Here is a 20,848-nt window from a genome sequence, read left to right on the forward strand (position 1 = left end):
AAAGTGTAAAGCGACCGCTGCGGTGCCCTAAGAAAGCGGAGCGGTTGGCCGGAGCGGAAGTTATACACAATAACCTGTTCAAAAAATAAAAAGATGAGTTAATTAAAAGCAAGCATGATAATAGAGACCATGTACATCCTGGAACAGCAAGGTTAGTATGTTTCTTCTTAGGTGCGAAAGTTGAATAATAATAATATAGAGACAGGCATCATCACTTGTTATGAGAATGGTGCCGGATAGGAGGATATATGGCTAAACGTACAATTGCGATTCACTTAAACCTGGAGGATAAATATGTAGAAGAAATTCAGAAGGCTGCTCCAGATTGGGATATTCATATTGGAAAAGAGCTCTCAGATGATATTCTCAAAAAAGCAGAAATTCTTGTTAACTGGCAAAAGAGTAAAGAAAGCACTTATCTGGAAAGTGATCAATTGAAATGGGTGCAGTCCTGGAGTGCAGGAGTCGATTCCTTAAATCTGAATAAAATGGAGGAGAAAGGGATAAAGCTGACAAGTGCAAACGGGGTCCACAGCTATCCAATATCTGAAACCATTTTTGCTTATATTCTTGGGTTTACCAGATTGATTCACACCTATGTCAGACAGCAGCAGGAGAAGGTTTGGCATCATGCAAAGCTTCGCGGTGAAATACATAATAAGACGATTGCAGTGCTTGGTGTCGGGAAAATAGGGCAAGAAACAGCGAAAATAGCAAAAGCTTTTGGAATGAAGGTGCTTGGCGTCCGTCATTCAGGGAAAGCAGCGGAATACGTTGATGAAATGTATCAGCCTCATCAGTTAGACAATGTGCTTCCACAAAGTGATTATGTTGTTGTTACTTTACCATTAACAGAGGACACACATCATCTGATCGGCGAGGAACAATTTAAACAGATGAAAAAGGATGCTTTCTTTGTCAATATTGGACGTGGCCAGATTGTTGACGAAAAGGCAATGATCGCAGCGCTGGAGAATAATGAAATTGCCGGTGCCGGACTGGATGTTTTTGAAAATGAGCCATTAGATAATACCAGCCCGCTCTGGGAGATGGAGAATGTTATATTGACACCACATACAGCAGGAGCAACAGAATTCTATAATCAGCGTGTCATTGAAGATATATTTATTCCAAATTTAAAAAGCTATTTAAATGGAGAATCACCATCGATTAATCTATACCGGCATGATCGCGGATATTAAATAATAGGTTGAAAAGAGAATTTTGATAAAAGTAAGGATGCAGGAAATGAAAAAGATACTTATTTTGCTCGCGTTACTGTTCTTGCTAACGGGCTGTGAGCTGCTTGATTTTTTAGAAGATAGTGAGCCAACAGATGGTAGAGAGCTTGTAACCATTGAGCGTGTTGTTGATGGCGATACGGTGATTGTGCATTTGGAAGACGGAACAAGAGAACGGGTTCGTCTGCTCTTAATTGATACGCCAGAAAGTGTGAAGCCTGATACAGAAGTGCAGCCATTTGGTGAAGAAGCAAGTGATTTTGCGAAAGAGCTGATGCCAGAGGGGGAAACTGTCGAAATGGAGAGAGGGAACCCGGACCGGGATGATTATGATCGGATGCTTGCCTACATCTGGGTGGATGATGAAAATGTTAATCAGATATTAGTGGAAGAAGGCTATGCAAGGGTTGCTTTTGTCTATGAGCCTAATACGAAGTACTTGGAAGAATTAGAAGAAGCAGAAGAAGAAGCAAAGGAAAACGGAGAAAACATCTGGTCAATCCCAGGATATGTGGAAAGCCGATTTCATGAATATTAAGCGGGAACAGAAAAAGTAAGAGGTTTTGGAAATAGCAGAGTGATTTAACTGAAAATCAAATAATTTATTTACAGTGGAAAATCTGAATCACTTTGACTTCTTGTAAAGAGAAGTTAAACAATGGTTTAGATTTTTTTCGTCTGAACACGAACAGATACTTGTAGTTGAAATGAAGCTGGATTTATCTAATTATTGCATAAAGGTTACAATTAAGTTAAGTAACTATGTATAAGGTTTTATTTATAAATTGGGTGGTATTGGTATAATGTAACAAATTTTAGAGGAGGACTCTCTTTATGAAGAAGAAATGGTTTGCTGTTGTGCCGTTAATAGCCTTGAGTGTAGCACCGCTTCAATTTCAATCAGTAGAAGCCTCAAGCGGAGAAGTAGTTCAGACGGAGGAACACCCAGATGTTTCAGAAGAATTAAAGCCTTTATTAGATATAGCTCCAGAGCATCAGCCTACCCTGGAAAAGTCTGATTCTGGATTAGAAGTTCAATTAGTACAGGAGAAACTAAATCATTTCGGATTAAAAGTGGAAGCCGATGGTATATTTGGTTCCGAAACGGAAAAACAGGTGAGACAATTTCAAGCAGATAATGATTTAGTAGCTGATGGAATTGTAGGAGAGAAAACGTGGACAGCGTTATTGTTTGATGAAAATAAAGACCAGTTTACAGTAGATGATGCTATCAGTCTTGCTGAAGATAAGCTGGATAACGAAGATCTTATATTTAGCAGTGACGGTGTATTACATGAAGAAGACGGAAAAACATTTTACTCATTAAAAGCTTCCAGTCAATCATTAATAGATAACGGAGGAACCGGAACAGTGGGATATTATCATGTCTATAGCAATGGTGATGTTGTCGAATCTGAACCTCCAAAATAAAAAAGAAGCTGGGATAAATTTTCCCGGAAGAAATAAGAATAACAAATAAAAAAAGATTTTTGCTGCCATATTATGGCTGCAAAAATCTTTTTTTATATCTCAGTGTATGCAGACTCAGGTTTTTAACCACGTATCCCGGTCTATCCCATATAATAGCCATGGAGAATCCAATTCAAATGGATGATTTTCAGGCAGGCGGTTTATAATAGAAGCCGGAATATCAATCCATATATGGACTTCTTCATCAGGGCATTGGTTTTGTAAATCTTTTTGTGCCGCAGCAATGGTTTCCCATAAGCCTCGTCGATCAAATAAATCCTGATATGGATATACTGCGTGAAGATATGTCTCTTTTTTAATATCCTTTTTTGTAATTAAAGGGAAAAGACCTTCTTGTTGAAAAAAACGCCAGCTTTTAATCTGATCATTTTGAAAAAGCTTTGGTGAGCTCGGAAATGGGTAGTAACATTCAACTGGAAAGAATGTATTTTTTGAAATGTGATATGTATGAAGTAATTTTTTTTTCGTTTCTGTCTGCGTTGCTTCCTGCCAGCCGGGCTTCATATCCAGCAATGCATCAAGTCTCTTTGCTGTGCATCCATAAAATGCTGTCTGTTTTTCCAAATGAATACGATTCAATACCTTTTGTGCAGGTACATTATCAGCTTGCGTATTTGCACCTATCCATTGCAGTTCTTTTGCTTGAAATGCCTGATCAAGAACATATTGTATTAAACGCTTTGAATAGCCCTGGCCCCGGTAGCGAATATCACTTCTTAATCTTCCAAGCATTGCAAATTCAGGCCCGAATGTAGTATAGCCGGCAGTACTTACTAACTGATTATGAATAAAATATCCAAAAAGTACATTGTTTCCAGTACATAACCTATCGAAAATACGTATAATATAATCATCAGCTATGCCAGTATACATGCTCTCCATAAAATTTATATCTGATGGTAATAATTGTCGGATTACAGCATTCATCAAATCACCTCAGAGTTCATTATAGGAAGAGGTATACAGTTTCGTCCAGTAATTCAATTTGAGAAAAAGAGTATAATTTCTCAATATTTAAAACGCTTACAAAAATAATATCTTGAGACAAGAAACCTGAAAGAGTATAATGAAAGATAATGTTGTGATTTAGGAGGGCTAAAATGGCTACAATTCATAAAGGAGAAACTAAATTCTATGTTGGGGAGGACATCCGGGACCCGGAAGCAGAAATTACTTTTGTTCAATCAGGGTCAAATCGTCTGGTTATTGATCATACGTATGTGGCAAAGGAACTCCGAAGCCAAGGAATTGCTCAACAGTTACTGAAGCATGTTGTTCAATATGCAAGAGAAAATGATAAATATATTATCCCTTTATGCCCGTTTGCAAAAAAACAAATGCAGAAAAATGAAGCGTATCATGACGTCCTTCAAAAACAATTTATTTAAATGTATCTGACAATTAAAGAAACAGCGGCATATTTATCTATAGATGAATCTATTGTGCGGGCGTATGTTTTACAGGGGAAAATCCGTACAATTTATGATGGGGAGAACTATTTAATCAACAGAAACCAATTTACAACATACTTCGAGCAGGTTGAGAAATACAGAAAATTAGTACAAGCGTACTTAGACGAACCAATTCCAGAAGATATTGATGTGAAGGATGAAGATTAATTTTGATCCACAAGGCTGAATATACAAATAATTCTCTGAAATAAAAAGAAAATTGATACAGCAAAACATTAAAGGAGTTTTTAAATGAAAAACAAAAAACGTCCCCGATCGAAAAAGTCCGCCCCATATTTGACTTATGAGGTTACGGAATCCAAGGAATTATTTCCTTTTTTAAGAGAGGTTTTAGATAATCGCAGCCGTAATTCGGTAAAGTCTATTTTAACCAGAGGGCAGGTTTCCGTGAATGATCGTATACAAACCCAGCATAATTACATGTTGGAAAAGGGACAGGTTGTTAAAATATTAAAGAATAAAGAAGCTGTAAAACAAGAAGTCTTTATTGGAATGTCCATTATTTATGAAGATGAAGATATTATTGTCATTGATAAGGAAGCTGGGCTTCTCTCTATTGCAACAAAGGAAGAAAGACGTCAAACAGCCTTGCATCAGTTGATGGATTACGTGAAGCAGGAAAATCCGATGAATCGTATCTTTGTTGTCCATCGTTTGGATAAGGAAACTTCTGGAGTCATGGTTTTTGCAAAAAGTGAAAAGGTAAAGCGTAAACTTCAAGATAATTGGAAAGATATTGTTAAAGAAAGAACATATGTCGTTTTAGTTGAAGGAAAGGTTTCAAAGGAAAAAGGCTATATTGTTTCCTGGCTAAAAGAAAGCTCGACACATAAGATGTACTCCAGCCGAGTTAAAAATGATGGGCTGCGTGCAGCGACACGTTATCGGGTCATTCAATCGAATCAGCACTTTTCTTTATTAGAAGTAGAGCTGGAAACGGGAAGAAAGAATCAAATCCGGGTTCATATGCAGGAGCTTGGCCATCCAGTTGTTGGTGATAAGCAATATGGCGGCGGGCATCGTCGTATACTTGGCCGGTTAGGGCTGCATGCAAAAGCATTGGCGCTTTACCATCCAAGAACAGATAAATTGATATTTTTCCGTTCTGATGTTCCAACATCTTTTTACCATAAATCTAAATAATATATATAAAGCCATTATCCTTTAGCTATATCAGGATAATGGCTTTTTGTGTGCCTGGAGAGGATAAAATAAGAAAATCTGTTATTAATTAAATTGGTGCTTTTTCTAATTTTCTTCCTCCACGGCCAATCGTCGTTTCTGCTTGCTGTAAAGAACGGTAAACCGCTTCTTCGATCACCTCTGCAACCGCCTGAAAAAATTGATTCATGATGGGATGATCATCCCGGATCATTGTAAAAGAGCTTGTTACTTCGCTGGAATGATGATCGATTTTGGCAGCTGTTGAGAAGGCAATTGCAATATCACCGCTGCCATTGTCTATCGTGCTTCCTGTTCTTCCAAGCCCAATGGCACAACGCTTTGCCAGTCGTTTTAACTGACGATCAGTAAAAGGAGCATCTGTAGCAAGTATCATCATAATCGAGCCATCTGGTGTATCCGGGTTTTCTTTAGAGTCAGCGGCAAATAGAGCTTGTTCACGTCTGCCGAAGTTGCTGACAACGAGTGCCCCCAGCGTATAATTTTCTTTTTCTGCAGCGATCACTCTCGAAGAAGTGCCAATACCTCCTTTATAGCCCAGACATTGCATACCAGTTCCTGCGCCGACAGCTCCTTCAGCACTTTTTTTATTTGTTGCGTTTTGAATTGCAGCGATAGCATGCTCCGGTTTTATCGCTTGAAGCCGGATGCTGTTTAAATAACCATCATTACATTCGCCGACTACGACATTAATTGTTCCTGTTGTATCACCGATTTCCTCTGTTTCATCCAGCATGTAAGTTAATGCTCCCTGCATGACAGCACCAACACTCAATGTATTTGTCAGCATAATCGGTGATTCCAGAACGCCCAGCTCCTCGATCTGCACTAAACCTGCTGTTTTTCCAAAACCATTAATGACACTGCTCGCAGCAAATACCTTTTTTCGAAATAAATTTTCTGTATGAGGCAAAATAGCTGTAACCCCTGTACAAATAGTTTCTTTATCATTTAAATGCTTATACAGAGTAACATGGCCAACCTGAACACCATTAACATCTGTAATACAGTTCTTTTCTCCTTTTGGTAAAGTCATACGATTCAAAACCCTTCATTTTTGATTAAATTATAACAAATCATTGATCACTTGTATGGAATAAGTCATCTCGGAAAAATTAAAAATGGGGTGATGATATGAGGGGAAGAATGATAAGAATTTTGTTTTTTAGTGCGCTTTGCTTTTTTTTAACAATAAATTCTGTAAGTGCCAATGATGTTAAGGAAGGCTTAGAAATCGGCGATCAGGCTCCGGATTTTAAATTGAATACACTGGATGGAGAAACACTGCAGCTGTCTGACTTCCGTGGTGAGCGGGTAATGATTAATTTTTGGGCAACCTGGTGTCCTCCCTGCCGTCAGGAAATGCCGGATATGGAGCGATTTTACCAGGAGCATGACCCGATTATTTTTTCTGTGAACGTAACAGATGAAGAGTTGAACACACAGCTGGTGAAGGACTTTATGCAGGAATTAAAACTGACATTTCCCGTTTTATTAGATAAAGAAGGCGAAGTCAGTAATTTGTACCGCATTCAGGCAATTCCAATGACGTATATGATTGATGCAGAGGGTATCATTCAATTTAAATCATTCGGGGCATTAAGCTATAAACAGATGGTAAAGCAATTTGCGCAGATGGAAAAAACAGAATAGCCTTTGGAAAGTATAAAAACAAGCATGCCTCTTGGTTAATAAGGGAGCATGCTTGTTTTACTGTACATATGTATATTAAGACGTATTAACATATATGTGGCATTGCCATATAGTATTTTGTACGATATAATAAAGTGAGAGGTGAAGTACATGGAAACGGATAAATGGCAGCTGCAATTTAAAAAAGGAATTATTGAATTAATGATTATGTTACTAATCAAAGAGCGAGCGTATTATGGTTATGAATTAACTGTTGCTCTAAAAGATACCATGTACCTTGGATTATCTGATGGAGCTATCTATCCTATTTTAAAACGGCTGGAAAAAAGTGGATGGACCTATTCTCACTGGGACACTCCGGAAGACGGTCCGCGGAGAAGATATTATCATCTGACAGAAGCAGGAGCAGCTGCGCTGGAAAAACGTTTAGAAGTATTTCATTATTCGGCGGATATGATTCAATCAATTAAGGGCGGTGATTAATTTGAAAGCAACAATAAACGATTATCTAAGCGAATTAGCTAAATATCTGAATGTCTTGCCTAAAAAAGATCGAGATAATATCGTAGCGGAAATTGAACTGCATTTAAATGAAAAAGTAAATGAAATAAAAGAAGAAGGATATAGTGATAATGAGGCGATAAATAAAGTGTTGACGGATTTTAAAACTCCCAAGTCATTATCTCTGGAGATGATGGAAGAATATGATGACAAAGAAATACAAAATAAGCCTACATTTTTTGTTTTCTTTTCAGCGTTTTGTTTTGCGGGGTTTGCACAGCTTGCTATACCTATTTTAAGAAGAGAATTAGATGCAGCTTTTATCTCGCTCGGATTAATTTTAATTATCTGCGGAATTATTACAATTCCTATGAAGAAAAATTGGCGGATAATCGAAATAAAAACAATTAAATTTTTCCCGAAAATTTGTTTATCCTTGTATTTTCCAGTGTCCCTTCTTTTCTTTTGGCTCAAAGCTGATCAGCAAAATAATCTTACTTTAACTTGGATTTACTATCTTGTAGCATACTGGATAGTTCTATTGCTTTATGCTCTACTTTCAAAGAAAATATCTCAAAAAGCTGAAAAGGCTTTTTATGAATTTTAATAAAGAAATCACCGTGAGTTTACGAACGGATGATGACTTTCATCCGTGGGGTTTAAGCGCGACTTTAGCTCTGTCTGCGCCTGTCGCTAAGTCTTCTTTATCGTAGGGCGCTGTCAGGAAGTTGTCTAGTTTTTGGCACTTACAGCTGGACAGGGAATAGCATCATCTGAAGATCCACTTTTGCCAAGTGCTCTTCTTCTTGGAAAAAAGTTAGCTGAAGAGCATGCCCCCAGGCAGGTTAAGGTCGCAACGTCCTGGTGCCTAAGATTACTCACCCCATCGAAAAGAGTTGTACGTCGAAAACAAAACTATCCTCCACAGCGGTGCCTTACACGTTACCTTCTTCCTGGATAGATTTTATGCTTTGTCAAGAGATAGATGAAAGGAACAATCAACACCTGTCACTATGATAAGCAAGTTATTTTTTTAGGTGCGAAAGTTGAGTTAATTAAAATAGAAAAATGCCTGCGTATGCGATAAACTATACGTTAGGCGTTTTTAATTTCGTTTGAAAATTTATTAATCGATGATAAGACACTGAAGCTGGAGAAATTTTACACCATTTATACAAAGTATCTTTACATAAATATTTAAATTCAAGGAGGCGCTAAAATGAAATTATTATTAGGTCAATTTGCTATTATTTTCGTTATATGGGCTGGATTACTAACTTTTTTTCGGGATATGAGTAATGCAAGTCAGCTTATCTTCTACTTAGTTACTTCGTGGCTTCTCTTACTAATTGTTTTAATAATAAAAACATGGATTCGAGAGAAGAAAGAGTCGAATCAACAATAATTTATCTTTTATAAGGAAGTGACGCGTTATGTTACGAATTGAAAATATCAGCAAGTCATATGGAGATAAAAATCTTTTTATAAATATAAATACATCTATCGGTGAATTTGAACGGATCGGCTTAATTGGTGTCAATGGAACCGGGAAGTCGAGCTTTTTAAAAGTTATTGCGGGAATAGATGAACCGGATCAGGGAGAAATTAAACACGCGAAGGATTATCAGATTGAATATATTGCACAGGAAACAGTGCTTTACGAAGATTTGACGGTTATTGAACAAATTTACTATGGCGAGTCGGAGCAGATGAAGCTGATGCGTGCTTATGAGCAGGCTCTGTTAAATCTGGAGAAGGAGCCGGAAACAGAAGCATTTCAGCAGCAGTTATTACGGCTGCAGCAACTAATGGATCAGGAAGAGGCATGGGAAGCTAATGCGAATGCGAAAACAATTTTAACAAAGCTTGGAATTACTGCATTTGATAAAAAGGTTCGTGAGCTTTCCGGTGGTCAGCGAAAAAGAGTTGCCATCGCCAAAGCACTGATTCAGCCTGCTGATCTGCTTATACTAGATGAGCCGACAAACCATCTGGATCACGAAACGGTAGAGTGGCTGGAGAGATATTTACAGAGCTATCGCGGTTCTATTTTATTAGTAACGCATGATCGTTATTTCCTAAATCGTGTAACGAACCGTATTTTCGAATTGGATAAAGGAAATCTGTATGTCTATGAAGGAAATTATGAGCTGTTTTTAGAAAAGAAAGCAGAGAGAGAAGCGCAGGAAATAAGTGATGAACAAAAGCATCGTAATACGTTAAAGCGTGAACTCGCCTGGCTGAGACGGGGAGCGAAGGCAAGATCAACGAAACAGCGTGCCCGTGTGGAACGTGCAGAAGAGATGAAAGAAAAGAAATTTGATACGAAGAAAGAGAATCTTGCTATCCAGGCTGGATCAAAACGGCTGGGTAATGATGTAATCGAACTGGAAGATATCTCAAAAACTTATGATCAACAGACGCTTATCGAGCATTTTTCATATCAAATCATCCCGGGTGACCGAATTGGTATTATCGGCCCTAATGGTACCGGGAAAACGACTTTACTCAATATAATGGCAGAACGTATTTTGCCTGATAAGGGAAATGTGAAGCTTGGAGAAACAGTGCGGGTCGGCTACTATACACAGGATGATGAGGACCTGGATGGAACTTTACGTATTATTGAGTATATTAAAGAAGTAGCAGAGGTGATGCACACAGCGGATGGACAGGTTATTACAGCTGAACAGCTTCTGGAACAATTTTTATTCCCGAGACCCCAGCAATGGTCTTATATACGCACGTTATCAGGCGGAGAGAAGCGCCGGCTGTATTTGCTTAAAGTATTGATAGATGAACCAAATGTTTTGTTTTTAGATGAACCGACAAATGATTTAGATACCCAAACCCTGGCTGTTTTAGAAGAATATCTAGAAACATTTCCGGGAGTTGTTGTCACTGTATCGCATGATCGCTATTTCTTAGATAGGATTGTGGAAAAGCTGATTGTGTTTAAAGGAGCAGGGGAGGTCTCTGTTTACTATGGCAATTATAGTGAGTTTTTAGAAACCAACTCTATTCCAAAACAAATGAAAACTGCTGATGTGAAAGAAGTAAAGCCCCAATCCGCAGTTAAAACAAAAAAGAAACTATCTTACATGGAACAGCGGGAATGGGAAACAATAGAGGATGAAATTACTCAGCTGGAGGCGCGTCTCACTGAAATTGAACAGGAAATTGCTGAAGCGGGCAGTAATATAGAAAAGATACAGCCTTTATTTACAGAGCAGCAGGAAGTCGAGAAAAAATTAGAAGAAAAAATGGAGCGCTGGGAAGAGCTTTCCCTGTTAAAAGAGAGTTTTGAATCAGGTAATGAATAATAATTGTGTGCACCATATAATGGACCTGTATCATCTTACAACAAATAAGTGCTGCCGATCATAATGCAGTATAATAAATTTGCAGGTTCAGATATAAAATCCGGGTAGCATTCGTATGTTTGCCATGTTATACTTACGTTTGAAATCACCAGATAAGTAAAGGAAGTCTAGTGTAAAAGGCATATCGCACCATTCGCTGGAGGAATCTTCTTTCTTCGTAAGAAAATAAAGAATGCCAGTCCCTGCTCCCCGATTTAAACAGTTTACCGCTTCTCTATACAGAAAAGAAAGCTCTTAATATGTTTCATTTTAATGAGTATAAGGGAATACAGGAAGAAGAGAGTACCTTATTTTGGAATTGATTAATCAAGGAGGTTATTTAATGAAGCTTTTTCAAGTGAGAAAAGGGCAATTTGTATTTTATGAAAATGAATTGCATAAGGTTTATTCTGTAAAACCAATGTTCAAAAAATCTGTTCATATGTATCGGCTGAAAGATATGAAACAGGTATTAACAACAGCAAGAGAAATTAATTTTTATCGCCCTAAGCATAACGATACGTTTATTTTTTATGGGAAGCGATATACGATTGATCAATATGCGAAACCAAAAGCCGGCGATTATATTTTAATTGTGAAGCCTACTCCTGACTTTCTGGATCATTATTCATTGAATGAGATTGAGAAGGTAGAACGGGTAGAAGAGGGAAATGTAATTACAACCCGTGATAATGGTGTAAAGCATAGTGAATATGTTGTGATGGTTCCTGGAAAATCGGAAGCAAGCCAGGAAATTGCTTATTTCGATAAGACCCTTGTTCCAGAAGAAAAGCAGCTTCAGGACGAGTCTATTTCTTACTTAGCAGAAAATGATGATACATTGAAGCCGGCTGTTGGTGACATTTATTTAGATGTGCATAACAATACTCGTGCTATGATTGTAGCGATGTCCAGTGATGAGATTGTATTTGGACATGGTGTTCGTGTACATGTTGCTGAACTATTAGATGAAACAAGATATGAGCTTGTTTATCAATTTGAAGATCATTAAGCCTTACAGCTCCTGAGCTGAATGTGGCTATCTTTTAAAACGATTATTTCGTACAAGAATCCGGCTGATTTTTTTCAGCCGGATTCTTGTACTTTTATTAGTTAATTTAGCTGTTTGCTTTTTTCCATTGCTCCCGTGCTTTGTAACCCAAAATATTGATAGCATCCTTGGAGCTTGAATAAATAGGGTTGTACCCTAACTCCAAATCTGTTAAATCATCAACTGTAAGTTTTCCTTTAATGGCTGTAGCTAATACAGCCATTCGTTTATCAGCCCCTTTTTTTCCAATAACACTGCCTCCCAATAATTGTCCTGATTTCGGGTCATATACAATTTTCATCCAAAGCTTCTCTGAGCCGGGATAATATCCGGCATGAGAAAAGCCTTTCGAGGTAACAGCATTAAAAGGAATATTTAATTCATTTAATGATTGACTGTTTTGACCTGTAATAGCAACTGTTAAATCAAAGACCCGGAAAAGTGACGAACCCAAAATACCATCACGCTGAATAGTTTCTCCATTTAAATGTGACGCAATAACAAATGCCTGCCGATGTGCAGGCCATGCTAAAGCAACATGTGCCGGTTTTTTGGTTATAAAATCAACTTCCTCCACGGCATCGCCCAATGCGTAAATGGAAGGGTCATTCGTTTGCATGACTTTATTTACTTTAATGGCACCGGTTTCTCCCAGTTCCAGACCCGCATCCTTTGCGAGCTCGACGTTTGGTGTGATACCGACAGCCATAAGCGTCATATCCGCTTTAATCGTTTTTCCGCTTTGGAGATGCAGGGTTGTACCATGATTGGAGTAGCTTTTTAATTTATCGTTTAGATAAAGTTCAACCCCATTTTCCATTAAATGTTCATCCACATGGCTGGCCATATCCGGGTCTAAGCGTTTCATTACATGCTCTGAATGGTCAATAAGAGAGCACTGCAGTCCCCGCTTATGCAGGTTCTCTACCATCTCCAGACCGACAAAACCGCCGCCGATAACCGCTGCTGTTTTTGGCTGTTTTTCTGAGATAAATGCTTCTATCCGATCCATATCCTCAATAGTCCGAAGTGTGAAAGTATTAGACTGAATACCTTGTAAATCCGGCATAATGGCCCGGGCTCCTGGAGAAAGAATTAATGTATCATAATCCATTTCATAGGGTTTATTATTTTTTTCGAAGAACACCGTTTTCTTTTCTTTTTCGATATGTGTAACCTCCGCATAGGTTTCTATAGAAACATTATATTTCTCTGCAAAATCATTCTCGGAATAAATAACCCGGTCTCTTTCTGTAATTTCTCCACCTAAATAGTAGGGCATGCCGCAATTAGCAAAGGAAATATACCCGCAGCGGTCAAGAATATGAATTTCTGAATCAGGATCAGTCCTCCGTATTTGTGCAGCAACTGTAGCGCCACCACCAACACCACCGATAATTACAATTTTATTTACCATGATATAATAGCCCCTCTCGAAATAGCTTGTCGAAATATCTTAAAATTAATTCATTAATATAATAGTTCCCCAAATTGCCTTAATCGAAAAGTGATTTATTTGTAAAAGTAAATATTAAACCCAAATGTCGTAATTAAAAAACTCTCCACAAAAGCAGAGAGTTTTCATTCTTATATTTTCAATATATCTCTAATTGAATAAAGAAAAACAATAATTATCATAACTGGGGCAAGCCATCGTAATATTTGATACCACACTTGAAACATTCCGTTTCCAAATTGATTTCCCGCATGAAACTCCTGCTCAACTAATGTACGATTCATTTTAAAACCTACAAATAATGCAATCAGTAAGCAGCCGCCAGGAAGCATAATGTTACTAACTAAGAAATCACTTGCATCAAACGCTGTTTTTCCGAAAATATGAAAATCAGCAAGAACATTAGATGATAAAGCTGCAGGAATACCAAAGATAAATACTGCCAGTCCGGCAGCCCATGCAATTGTCTTGCGTGATGCCTTCACTTTTTCGTTTATAGAAGAGGTGATAATCTCCAACATACTGAAAGAAGAAGTTAAAATGGCAAACAAGAATAAGAATAGAAATAAGCTCAGGAATAATTCACCAAAAGGCATTTGTGAGAATGCTTCTGGCAGAACAATAAATAATAGTCCCGGCCCTTCTGCAGGCTCAAGTCCAAATGCAAACACGATTGGAAAAATTGCTAAGCCTGCGAGTAAAGATACCATAATATTCATGATAGAAACAGAAACTGCTGAGGTTGTTAAACTGACATCTTTAGCCAGATAAGAGCTGTAGGTGACCATAACGGATATTCCGACAGCAAGAGAGAAAAATGCCTGTCCAAGTGCGTATAAGATGTTTTCTCCATTTAGCTGGGAAAAATCAGGCTGAAGGAAAAAACGTATACCTTCCATAGCGCCTTCAAAGGTTAAAGCACGAGCGACAATAATAATGAAAAAAATAAATAATAAAGGCATCAGTACTTTATTATATTTTTCAATACCATTTTGAATTCCGTTAGAGATAACAAAGGAATTTATTAATACGAAAGCAGCAAGGCCTGCAACCGTAAGCAGCGGATTCCCGGTAATCGTATCAAATAGCGCTGCATAATCTGTACCATCTGTAATAAGCATGCCGGGAACAGACATCAAACTATAAATCAGCACCCATCCACCGACAACACTATAAAAGGACATTAAAATAAAAGCACCAATTACTCCCCAGTGTCCAATGAAAGAGAAGATGCTCTTTTTTGGTGCGAGCTTTTGATATGCACTGACTGCCTCCTTCTGGGCTCCGCGCCCAATAACAAATTCGGCAATAAGCAGGGGAAGACCAATCAGTACGGTAAATAATATAAAGATAAAGAAAAATGCCCCTCCGCCGTTGATCCCAGTCATATATGGGAATTTCCAAATAGCACCTAAACCGACTGCAGCACCGGCAGAGGATAAAATAAATCCAAGTCTTGTTGACCATTGTTCTGTCTTCTTTTCCATATTCGTAAAATCCTTCCTATTAAAATCAATGTCCAGTATACCATAAAACACAATATCATTCAGTGCGCTTTTATTCCTGCAGTAACAATATGGTTCCCATTTTCTGAATATTATTTGAAAATAGTTGTAAACATGTTTGAGCTTCCATTATACTAGAATTAGAAAGAATAGAAATTAATAGTTGGAAAGCAGTGTCGAAAGTAGTAATTACTTAATGACAGGGAGGAATTAAAATGATAACGCTTACATCAGAAGAGAAAAACTTAAAAAACTTTATTAACGGGGAATGGATAGAGGTTGCCAATAAGGAAAAGGTCTATAATCCAGCCAATGGAGAAGTCCTTGCAGAAATTCCTGATTCTGATGCGGCTGCTATTGATATGGCTGCGGAATCTGCCCGTATCGCTCAAAAGGAATGGGCGGGTGTGCCTGCTCCCCAGCGTGCTGAACTGCTGTATAAAGTAGGGATAAAGATGAAGGAGCAGAAGGAAAGGCTGTCCCAGCTGTTAACATTGGAAAATGGAAAAGTAATTGAGGAAGCACGTGGAGAAGTCCAGGAAGGAATAGATATGGCTTTTTATATGGCTGGAGAGGGCAGGCGTTTATTTGGGCAGACGACACCATCTGAATTAAAAGATAAATTTGCGATGAGCCAGAGATGTCCGGTTGGCGTAGTGGGGATTATTACACCGTGGAATTTCCCGATTGCGATAGCGACCTGGAAGTCATTTCCTGCAATTGTTGCCGGAAATGCAGTTATCTGGAAGCCATCTTCAGAAACGCCGTTTATGGCAAAAGCGTTGGCAAAGATATTTGAAGAAGCAGGGCTGCCAAAAGGTGTTATCAATGTTGTATATGGATCAGGAGCGACAATCGGGCAGGCTATGATTAATCATGAAGCTATCCGTGTTATCTCTTTTACCGGCTCCAATGAGACAGGCAGACTGGTTGCTACAGAATGCGGAAGACAATTGAAAAAGGTATCTCTGGAAATGGGCGGTAAAAATGCAGTCATTGTCATGGAAGACGCCGATATAGATTTAGCAGTGGAAGGAATTCTATGGAGCGCTTTTGGAACGAGTGGACAGCGCTGTACAGCCTGCAGTCGTGTTATTGTTCATAAAGATGTCCGCAAAGAACTGGAGAACCGGCTGCTGGAGGCAATGAAAGATTTAACCATAGGAGATGGACTTGATCCCAATATTAAAGTCGGTCCAATTATTAACCAGGCCGGATTAGATAAGGTTTTAAAATATATTGAGATTGGAAAGGAAGAAGGAGCAAACTTAGTTACTGGCGGAAAGCAGCTGACAGTGGAAAATTATGAAAACGGCTTTTATTTTGAACCGACACTGTTCACGGACGTTACCATAGATATGCGAATTGCTCAGGAAGAAATTTTTGGACCGGTGGTTTCACTTATTGAGGTGAATGATTTTGATGAGGCGATTATTGCAAATAATAAAGTGAAGTATGGCTTGTCCAGCTCTATTTTTACGCAGGATGTTAATCGTGTTTTTAAAGCACAGCGCGATTTAGATACTGGAATTGTTTATGTAAATGCCGGAACAACAGGTGCAGAGATTCATTTACCTTTTGGAGGAACGAAGGGAACAGGAAATGGACATCGTGATTCCGGTGTACAGGCGCTTGATGTTTTTACAGAGTGGAAGGCAGTCTATGTCGATTATAGCGGGAAGCTGCAGCGTGCCCAAATTGATACAGATGCATAAACTGTAAGTGTCTTTAAAAGCAGGAAGTGAAAAGGAGGAATTAGCATGAAAATAGGTGTATTAGGAACCGGCCTCATGGGAAAAGAAGTGGCAAGAGATCTGGCAGGAAGTGATGGTATTAAAGAGGTTGGCCTTGCAGATATAGACTTACAGCGAGCCCAGAATATTTGCTATCAATTACAGTCTCCATTAATGACAGCTTATCAGGTGAATGCGGAGAATGAAGATGAGCTTGCAGATTTTATGAGCCGTTTTGATGTTGTTGTGAATGCGTTATTTTATACCTTTAATGAAATTGTTGCGAAAACAGGTATTAAAGTAGGCACTTCTGTTGTTGATTTAGGAGGTCATATTGATCATATTACGGACAAAGTGCTGGACTTAGAAGGAGACGCAAGAGAGGCAGGTATTACTATTATCCCTGATTTAGGTGTTGCACCGGGGATGATTAATATATTATCCGGTTATGGTGTCAGTAAATTAGAAAAAGCAGCATCGATTCAATTGTTTGTGGGTGGAATTCCGGTTCATCCTGAAACCCCTTTAAAATATAATCATGTCTTTTCGATGGAGGGAGTACTGGATCACTATACCGATCCGTCAGAAATTATACGCGAAAATAAATTGATTACAGTTCCTTCTTTATCAGAAATTGAATCTATTACATTTGATGATTTTGGAGAGCTGGAAGCATTCCATACATCAGGCGGAACATCAACACTGACAAAATCTTTTCCTTTGTTAGAAACATTGGAGTATAAAACCATCCGCTATCCCGGCCATGCAGAAAAATTTAAGCTGTTAGTAGATTTGAATCTGACAAGGAATAATTATGAAGTAGTCGTGGATGGTGTACAAATCAGCCCCCGGAAGGTTTTATTAAAGGTACTTGACCCAATTGTTGATTTAAAGGATAAAGAAGATGCTGTTTTATTACGTGCTATCATCACAGGCTATAATAAGCAGGTGAAAACACAATTCACATATGAAATGACAACATATAAAGACCGGCAGACAGGAGTAACTGCGATGGCACGTGCTACTGCAAACACAATTTCTGTTGCGGCTCAAATGATTGCTGATGGAACAATTACTAAAAAAGGTGTCTATCCGCCGGAGAAGATTATCCCGGGTGAAGCTTATATCGGGGAAATGGCAAAAAGAGGAGTAATCATAAAAGAAAAAATATCCATGGAGAACCACTCAACTATTTCCTGACAAAGTGAAAGAAAGCAATCTCATATGAAACCACAACAAAGAAGCTTCCCAATTGTTAATTTTAAAAAAAGGAAGAGAGCTAATTTTTTCTGCAACTTAGGTAAATATGAAGTTGAATTTCAAAAGAAATCAGATGAGCTCACTGTCTGATTTCTTTTTGAATAGAAACAGTTCTTTAAAGCATCTTTAAAAAGCCTTTTTAAATTCAATTTTTAAAAGGCTGTATAATCTGCGGGGCATAGGAACCCGCAGATTATATATGAAATTTAAAAACAAATACCGGTATATAACGTTATATTTATTCTCTAGAGAAAATACAAGTTCTATTTCGCTGCTTTTTGCAGTTTATGGATCATTTTTAGTGCACGGCCAGTTCCAATTGCTACAGATTCTAAAGGACTTGGAGCCATATGAACAGGAACGCTGATCTCCTCAGCAAGCCACTCCTGCATACCGTTCAGCAGGGAACCTCCACCAGTAAGAACAATTCCATTATCAACAATATCACCACTTAATTCAGGCGGGCATTCTTCCAGAGTTGCACGGATTGCTTCTAAGATTTGTTCTAAGGATTCTTTTAGAGAGGCATATATCTCTGTAGAAGTAACCTCAATCGTTTTTGGAAGTCCTGTAACCATATCACGGCCACGAATTTCCATTGTAACTTCTTTGTGGTTTGGATGTGCATAACCAATTTCCATTTTAATATTTTCGGCAGTACGTTCACCGATTAAAATATTGTATTGCTTACGGATATGCTGAATAATTTCTTCATCCATTTTGTCTCCGGCTGTACGCACAGAATTGCAGGATACAATTCCGCCGAAGGAAATAATACCAACTTCAGATGTTCCGCCGCCGATATCCACAATAACATTTGCATAAGGTTCATCTACAGGCAGATCGGCACCGATAGCTGCTGCAACAGGTTCTTCTATTAAATGAACTTGCTTCGCACCGTAGCTTGATACAGCATTATGGATTGCTCTTCTTTCCACGCTTGTGCTGCCAGATGGGGTACATACAATAACATTCGGTTTACGCATAGACATACCCAGTGTTTTGCTTACCTTTTTAAGCAGTTCTTTCAGTAATTGGGCAGTAACATCATAATCAGCAATAACTCCATCTTTTAAAGGACGGATCGGAATGATGTTCTTTGGTGTTTTACCAACCATTTCTTTTGCTTCTGTTCCCACAGCCATAACCTGCTTAGTGTTCACATCGATTGCTACTACACATGGCTCGTTTAATACAATTCCTTTTGACTTTGAATACACCAGGATATTTGCAGTTCCTAAATCAATTCCAATTTCAGCGCTTGAAAACATATATAAAATCCTCCATATAAATACATTTTTTATTTTCGATTGTAGACAGAAAAGACAATATACGACACTTTTCCGTATTAAATAGTGTTCAAAAGTCTAATAAATACATTCTTTTGGTAAGCCTTTTGAACCTAAATTGTTATTTCATTTATACATTCGTTGCACATTTCTATTTTTAATACAGTTTCTTAAAATACTATTCTATCAAATAATTGTTTTTCTGGGGGTATTAAACTCCCTTTATTATATAGAAAGAACTAGTCTATAAAATAAAACATAAAAGAAATGAAATCAAGTAACATTTTCGTTACAATTATGCTTATACTGTAACATTAGACCCACTGTAGAAACTTGTCAATATTCGTTTTATAGAAATGATTTCCTGTCTATTGTTTAATTTCCAACACAGGAGAAATATACCCAATTTAGAATAGTAGATTTGATAGGCTTTTACAAGTTTAAGAGCAAGAAATTAATGCCTTAAAAAAGAGTCTGGTAAACCTTGCCTTAATTATTTCAAATATTACAGGAAAACCCGTGTTATGATCATTTTGCACAAAACAAAACAACAAAACAAAGGAGTGTATGTGCATGTTTAAGAAAGTAGGCATTGCTACGGCGTTGTCAGCAACTGTATTATTTGGAGGAGCATTTGTTTCTAATGCAGAAGCATCTGCAAATAATGGAGCTTCTCCTCAAAATTCTATGCAGGTCTATTATTCAGTTAATGGACAAGGCTGGAACGAATTAAATAATGAGCAATTCGAACAAACTAGCTTCGATTGTTTTAATCTGATAAATGGAGAAGCTGCTCCAAATGCTGAGGCAGAAGCTGAAGCACCGGGAGATAATCAGTCTTCTGAACAAGCAAATCAAGAAGAGACTGGTAATAAAGAAGAAGCTGAGAAAAATACAGAAGATCAACAAGCAGACGGTGATGTTAGTCAGTTTGAACAAGAAGTGGTTGACTTAACAAACCAGGAAAGAGAAAAACAAGGACTTGCTCCACTTGAAATAGATTCTGAGTTAAGCAAAGTAGCTCGAGAAAAATCTAAGGATATGCAGGCAAACAACTATTTTGATCACAATAGTCCAAACTATGGTTCTCCATTTGATATGATGCAAAGCTTCGGTATTGATTACAGTACTGCTGGTGAAAACATTGCTCAAGGGCAACAAACTCCAGAAGAAGTAGTAGATGCTTGGATGAACAGTGAGGGACACCGTGAAAACATCATGAACGGTGATTTCACTCATATTGGAATTGGTTACGTAGAAGACGGTAACTACTGGACACAAATGTTTATTGGAAAATAAGCTGATAAACTTTATAGTTTAAATAAAAACCTTTCCGCTGGAATAACTATCTTTTAAAAAGAGAGTACATCCATGCGGAAAGGTTTTTTTATTATGAATTTACTTTTTCGTTAATCTGATTAACTTTTAATATATTACTCAACTTTTGCACTTTAAAAAGTAACTTCCTATCCATAGGAACAGGGGTTGATCATTTCTTCTATATATCTCTTGACAAAGATAGAAGGTAAAGTGTAAAGCGACCGCTGCGGCGGACCGTTTTGCTTTCCTAGGGGCACGCTCTTCAGCTAACTTTTGCCAAGAAGAACACTTGGCAAAAGTGGATCTTCAGATGGTGCTAATCCCTCAGGAGT

Annotated in this window: 20 protein-coding genes; 15 read left to right on the forward strand and 5 right to left on the reverse strand. The window is 38.0% G+C overall.

Features of this window, described 5'->3' with window-relative positions; all coding sequences use genetic code 11:
• Positions 1 to 248 precede the first annotated feature (248 nt).
• From IEX29_RS24340 to IEX29_RS24350, 3 genes are all read left to right on the forward strand, one after another.
• Positions 249 to 1,202: a D-2-hydroxyacid dehydrogenase gene (locus IEX29_RS24340; protein ID WP_188738103.1), complete on the forward strand. Its 954-nt coding sequence runs from the start codon at positions 249 to 251 to the stop codon at positions 1,200 to 1,202.
• Positions 1,203 to 1,248: 46 nt separating this feature from the next.
• Positions 1,249 to 1,779 (forward strand): thermonuclease family protein, encoded by a 531-nt coding sequence (locus IEX29_RS24345; RefSeq protein ID WP_229720375.1) that lies wholly within the window; start codon positions 1,249 to 1,251, stop codon positions 1,777 to 1,779.
• Between the two features lie 296 nt (positions 1,780 to 2,075).
• The gene (locus IEX29_RS24350; protein ID WP_188738105.1) at positions 2,076 to 2,672 is read left to right on the forward strand and encodes a peptidoglycan-binding domain-containing protein; all 597 of its coding nucleotides are present in this window, start codon (positions 2,076 to 2,078) and stop codon (positions 2,670 to 2,672) included.
• A 114-nt stretch (positions 2,673 to 2,786) separates the two neighbouring features.
• On the opposite strand, the gene IEX29_RS24355 is transcribed toward IEX29_RS24350, so the two are convergent.
• Complete coding sequence (locus IEX29_RS24355) at positions 2,787 to 3,659, reverse strand: GNAT family N-acetyltransferase (RefSeq protein ID WP_188738107.1); 873 nt, start codon at positions 3,657 to 3,659, stop codon at positions 2,787 to 2,789.
• Positions 3,660 to 3,832: 173 nt separating this feature from the next.
• Between IEX29_RS24355 and IEX29_RS24360 the strand changes: the two genes are divergently transcribed.
• The 3 genes from IEX29_RS24360 to IEX29_RS24370 all read left to right on the forward strand — a co-directional run bounded on the left by IEX29_RS24360 (position 3,833) and on the right by IEX29_RS24370 (position 5,347).
• Entirely contained in the window at positions 3,833 to 4,120 is a 288-nt protein-coding gene (locus tag IEX29_RS24360; RefSeq protein ID WP_077603722.1) for a GNAT family N-acetyltransferase, read from the forward strand.
• Positions 4,121 to 4,351 (forward strand): excisionase family DNA-binding protein, encoded by a 231-nt coding sequence (locus IEX29_RS24365; RefSeq protein WP_077603721.1) that lies wholly within the window; start codon positions 4,121 to 4,123, stop codon positions 4,349 to 4,351.
• An 84-nt stretch (positions 4,352 to 4,435) separates the two neighbouring features.
• The gene (locus tag IEX29_RS24370; RefSeq protein ID WP_188738109.1) at positions 4,436 to 5,347 is read left to right on the forward strand and encodes an RluA family pseudouridine synthase; all 912 of its coding nucleotides are present in this window, start codon (positions 4,436 to 4,438) and stop codon (positions 5,345 to 5,347) included.
• A gap of 88 nt (positions 5,348 to 5,435) precedes the next feature.
• Here the strand turns inward: IEX29_RS24370 and IEX29_RS24375 are convergent, their stop codons facing one another.
• Positions 5,436 to 6,422, reverse strand: a complete 987-nt coding sequence (locus tag IEX29_RS24375) for a P1 family peptidase (protein ID WP_188738111.1) — start codon at positions 6,420 to 6,422, stop codon at positions 5,436 to 5,438.
• A gap of 110 nt (positions 6,423 to 6,532) precedes the next feature.
• Between IEX29_RS24375 and IEX29_RS24380 the strand changes: the two genes are divergently transcribed.
• From IEX29_RS24380 to IEX29_RS24405, 6 genes are all read left to right on the forward strand, one after another.
• On the forward strand, positions 6,533 to 7,039 hold the full coding sequence (locus IEX29_RS24380; RefSeq protein ID WP_188738113.1) for a TlpA family protein disulfide reductase: 507 nt from the start codon (positions 6,533 to 6,535) through the stop codon (positions 7,037 to 7,039).
• 150 nt (positions 7,040 to 7,189) lie between these two features.
• Positions 7,190 to 7,522 carry a PadR family transcriptional regulator gene (locus IEX29_RS24385; RefSeq protein ID WP_188738115.1) on the forward strand — a complete coding sequence of 111 codons (333 nt, stop codon included), beginning with the start codon at positions 7,190 to 7,192 and terminating at the stop codon, positions 7,520 to 7,522.
• A gap of 1 nt (position 7,523) precedes the next feature.
• Positions 7,524 to 8,147: an HAAS signaling domain-containing protein gene (locus IEX29_RS24390; protein ID WP_188738117.1), complete on the forward strand. Its 624-nt coding sequence runs from the start codon at positions 7,524 to 7,526 to the stop codon at positions 8,145 to 8,147.
• A 612-nt stretch (positions 8,148 to 8,759) separates the two neighbouring features.
• On the forward strand, positions 8,760 to 8,945 hold the full coding sequence (locus IEX29_RS24395) for a hypothetical protein (RefSeq protein WP_188738119.1): 186 nt from the start codon (positions 8,760 to 8,762) through the stop codon (positions 8,943 to 8,945).
• A gap of 28 nt (positions 8,946 to 8,973) precedes the next feature.
• Positions 8,974 to 10,863: an ABC-F family ATP-binding cassette domain-containing protein gene (locus tag IEX29_RS24400; RefSeq protein ID WP_188738121.1), complete on the forward strand. Its 1,890-nt coding sequence runs from the start codon at positions 8,974 to 8,976 to the stop codon at positions 10,861 to 10,863.
• 382 nt (positions 10,864 to 11,245) lie between these two features.
• Positions 11,246 to 11,914, forward strand: coding sequence for a hypothetical protein (locus tag IEX29_RS24405; RefSeq protein ID WP_188738122.1), 669 nt, complete (start codon positions 11,246 to 11,248; stop codon positions 11,912 to 11,914).
• A gap of 106 nt (positions 11,915 to 12,020) precedes the next feature.
• Here IEX29_RS24405 and IEX29_RS24410 read toward each other — a convergent pair whose 3' ends face one another.
• Positions 12,021 to 13,370, reverse strand: a complete 1,350-nt coding sequence (locus tag IEX29_RS24410; RefSeq protein WP_188738124.1) for a CoA-disulfide reductase — start codon at positions 13,368 to 13,370, stop codon at positions 12,021 to 12,023.
• Between the two features lie 170 nt (positions 13,371 to 13,540).
• Entirely contained in the window at positions 13,541 to 14,896 is a 1,356-nt protein-coding gene (locus tag IEX29_RS24415; protein WP_188738126.1) for a sodium-dependent transporter, read from the reverse strand.
• A 233-nt stretch (positions 14,897 to 15,129) separates the two neighbouring features.
• Here IEX29_RS24415 and IEX29_RS24420 point away from each other — a divergent pair, with 233 nt between their 5' ends.
• Together IEX29_RS24420 and IEX29_RS24425 are read left to right on the forward strand one after the other, a co-directional pair.
• Positions 15,130 to 16,629: an aldehyde dehydrogenase family protein gene (locus tag IEX29_RS24420; RefSeq protein ID WP_188738128.1), complete on the forward strand. Its 1,500-nt coding sequence runs from the start codon at positions 15,130 to 15,132 to the stop codon at positions 16,627 to 16,629.
• Positions 16,630 to 16,674: 45 nt separating this feature from the next.
• Positions 16,675 to 17,847 (forward strand): saccharopine dehydrogenase family protein, encoded by a 1,173-nt coding sequence (locus tag IEX29_RS24425; protein ID WP_188738130.1) that lies wholly within the window; start codon positions 16,675 to 16,677, stop codon positions 17,845 to 17,847.
• A gap of 323 nt (positions 17,848 to 18,170) precedes the next feature.
• On the opposite strand, the gene mreBH is transcribed toward IEX29_RS24425, so the two are convergent.
• The gene (gene mreBH / locus IEX29_RS24430) at positions 18,171 to 19,178 is read right to left on the reverse strand and encodes a rod-share determining protein MreBH (RefSeq protein ID WP_147212358.1); all 1,008 of its coding nucleotides are present in this window, start codon (positions 19,176 to 19,178) and stop codon (positions 18,171 to 18,173) included.
• A gap of 591 nt (positions 19,179 to 19,769) precedes the next feature.
• Between mreBH and IEX29_RS24435 the strand changes: the two genes are divergently transcribed.
• Entirely contained in the window at positions 19,770 to 20,495 is a 726-nt protein-coding gene (locus tag IEX29_RS24435) for a CAP domain-containing protein (protein ID WP_188738132.1), read from the forward strand.
• Positions 20,496 to 20,848 lie beyond the last annotated feature (353 nt).

Source organism: Oceanobacillus neutriphilus (assembly GCF_014645515.1).
Classification (GTDB): domain Bacteria; phylum Bacillota; class Bacilli; order Bacillales; family Amphibacillaceae; genus Oceanobacillus; species Oceanobacillus neutriphilus.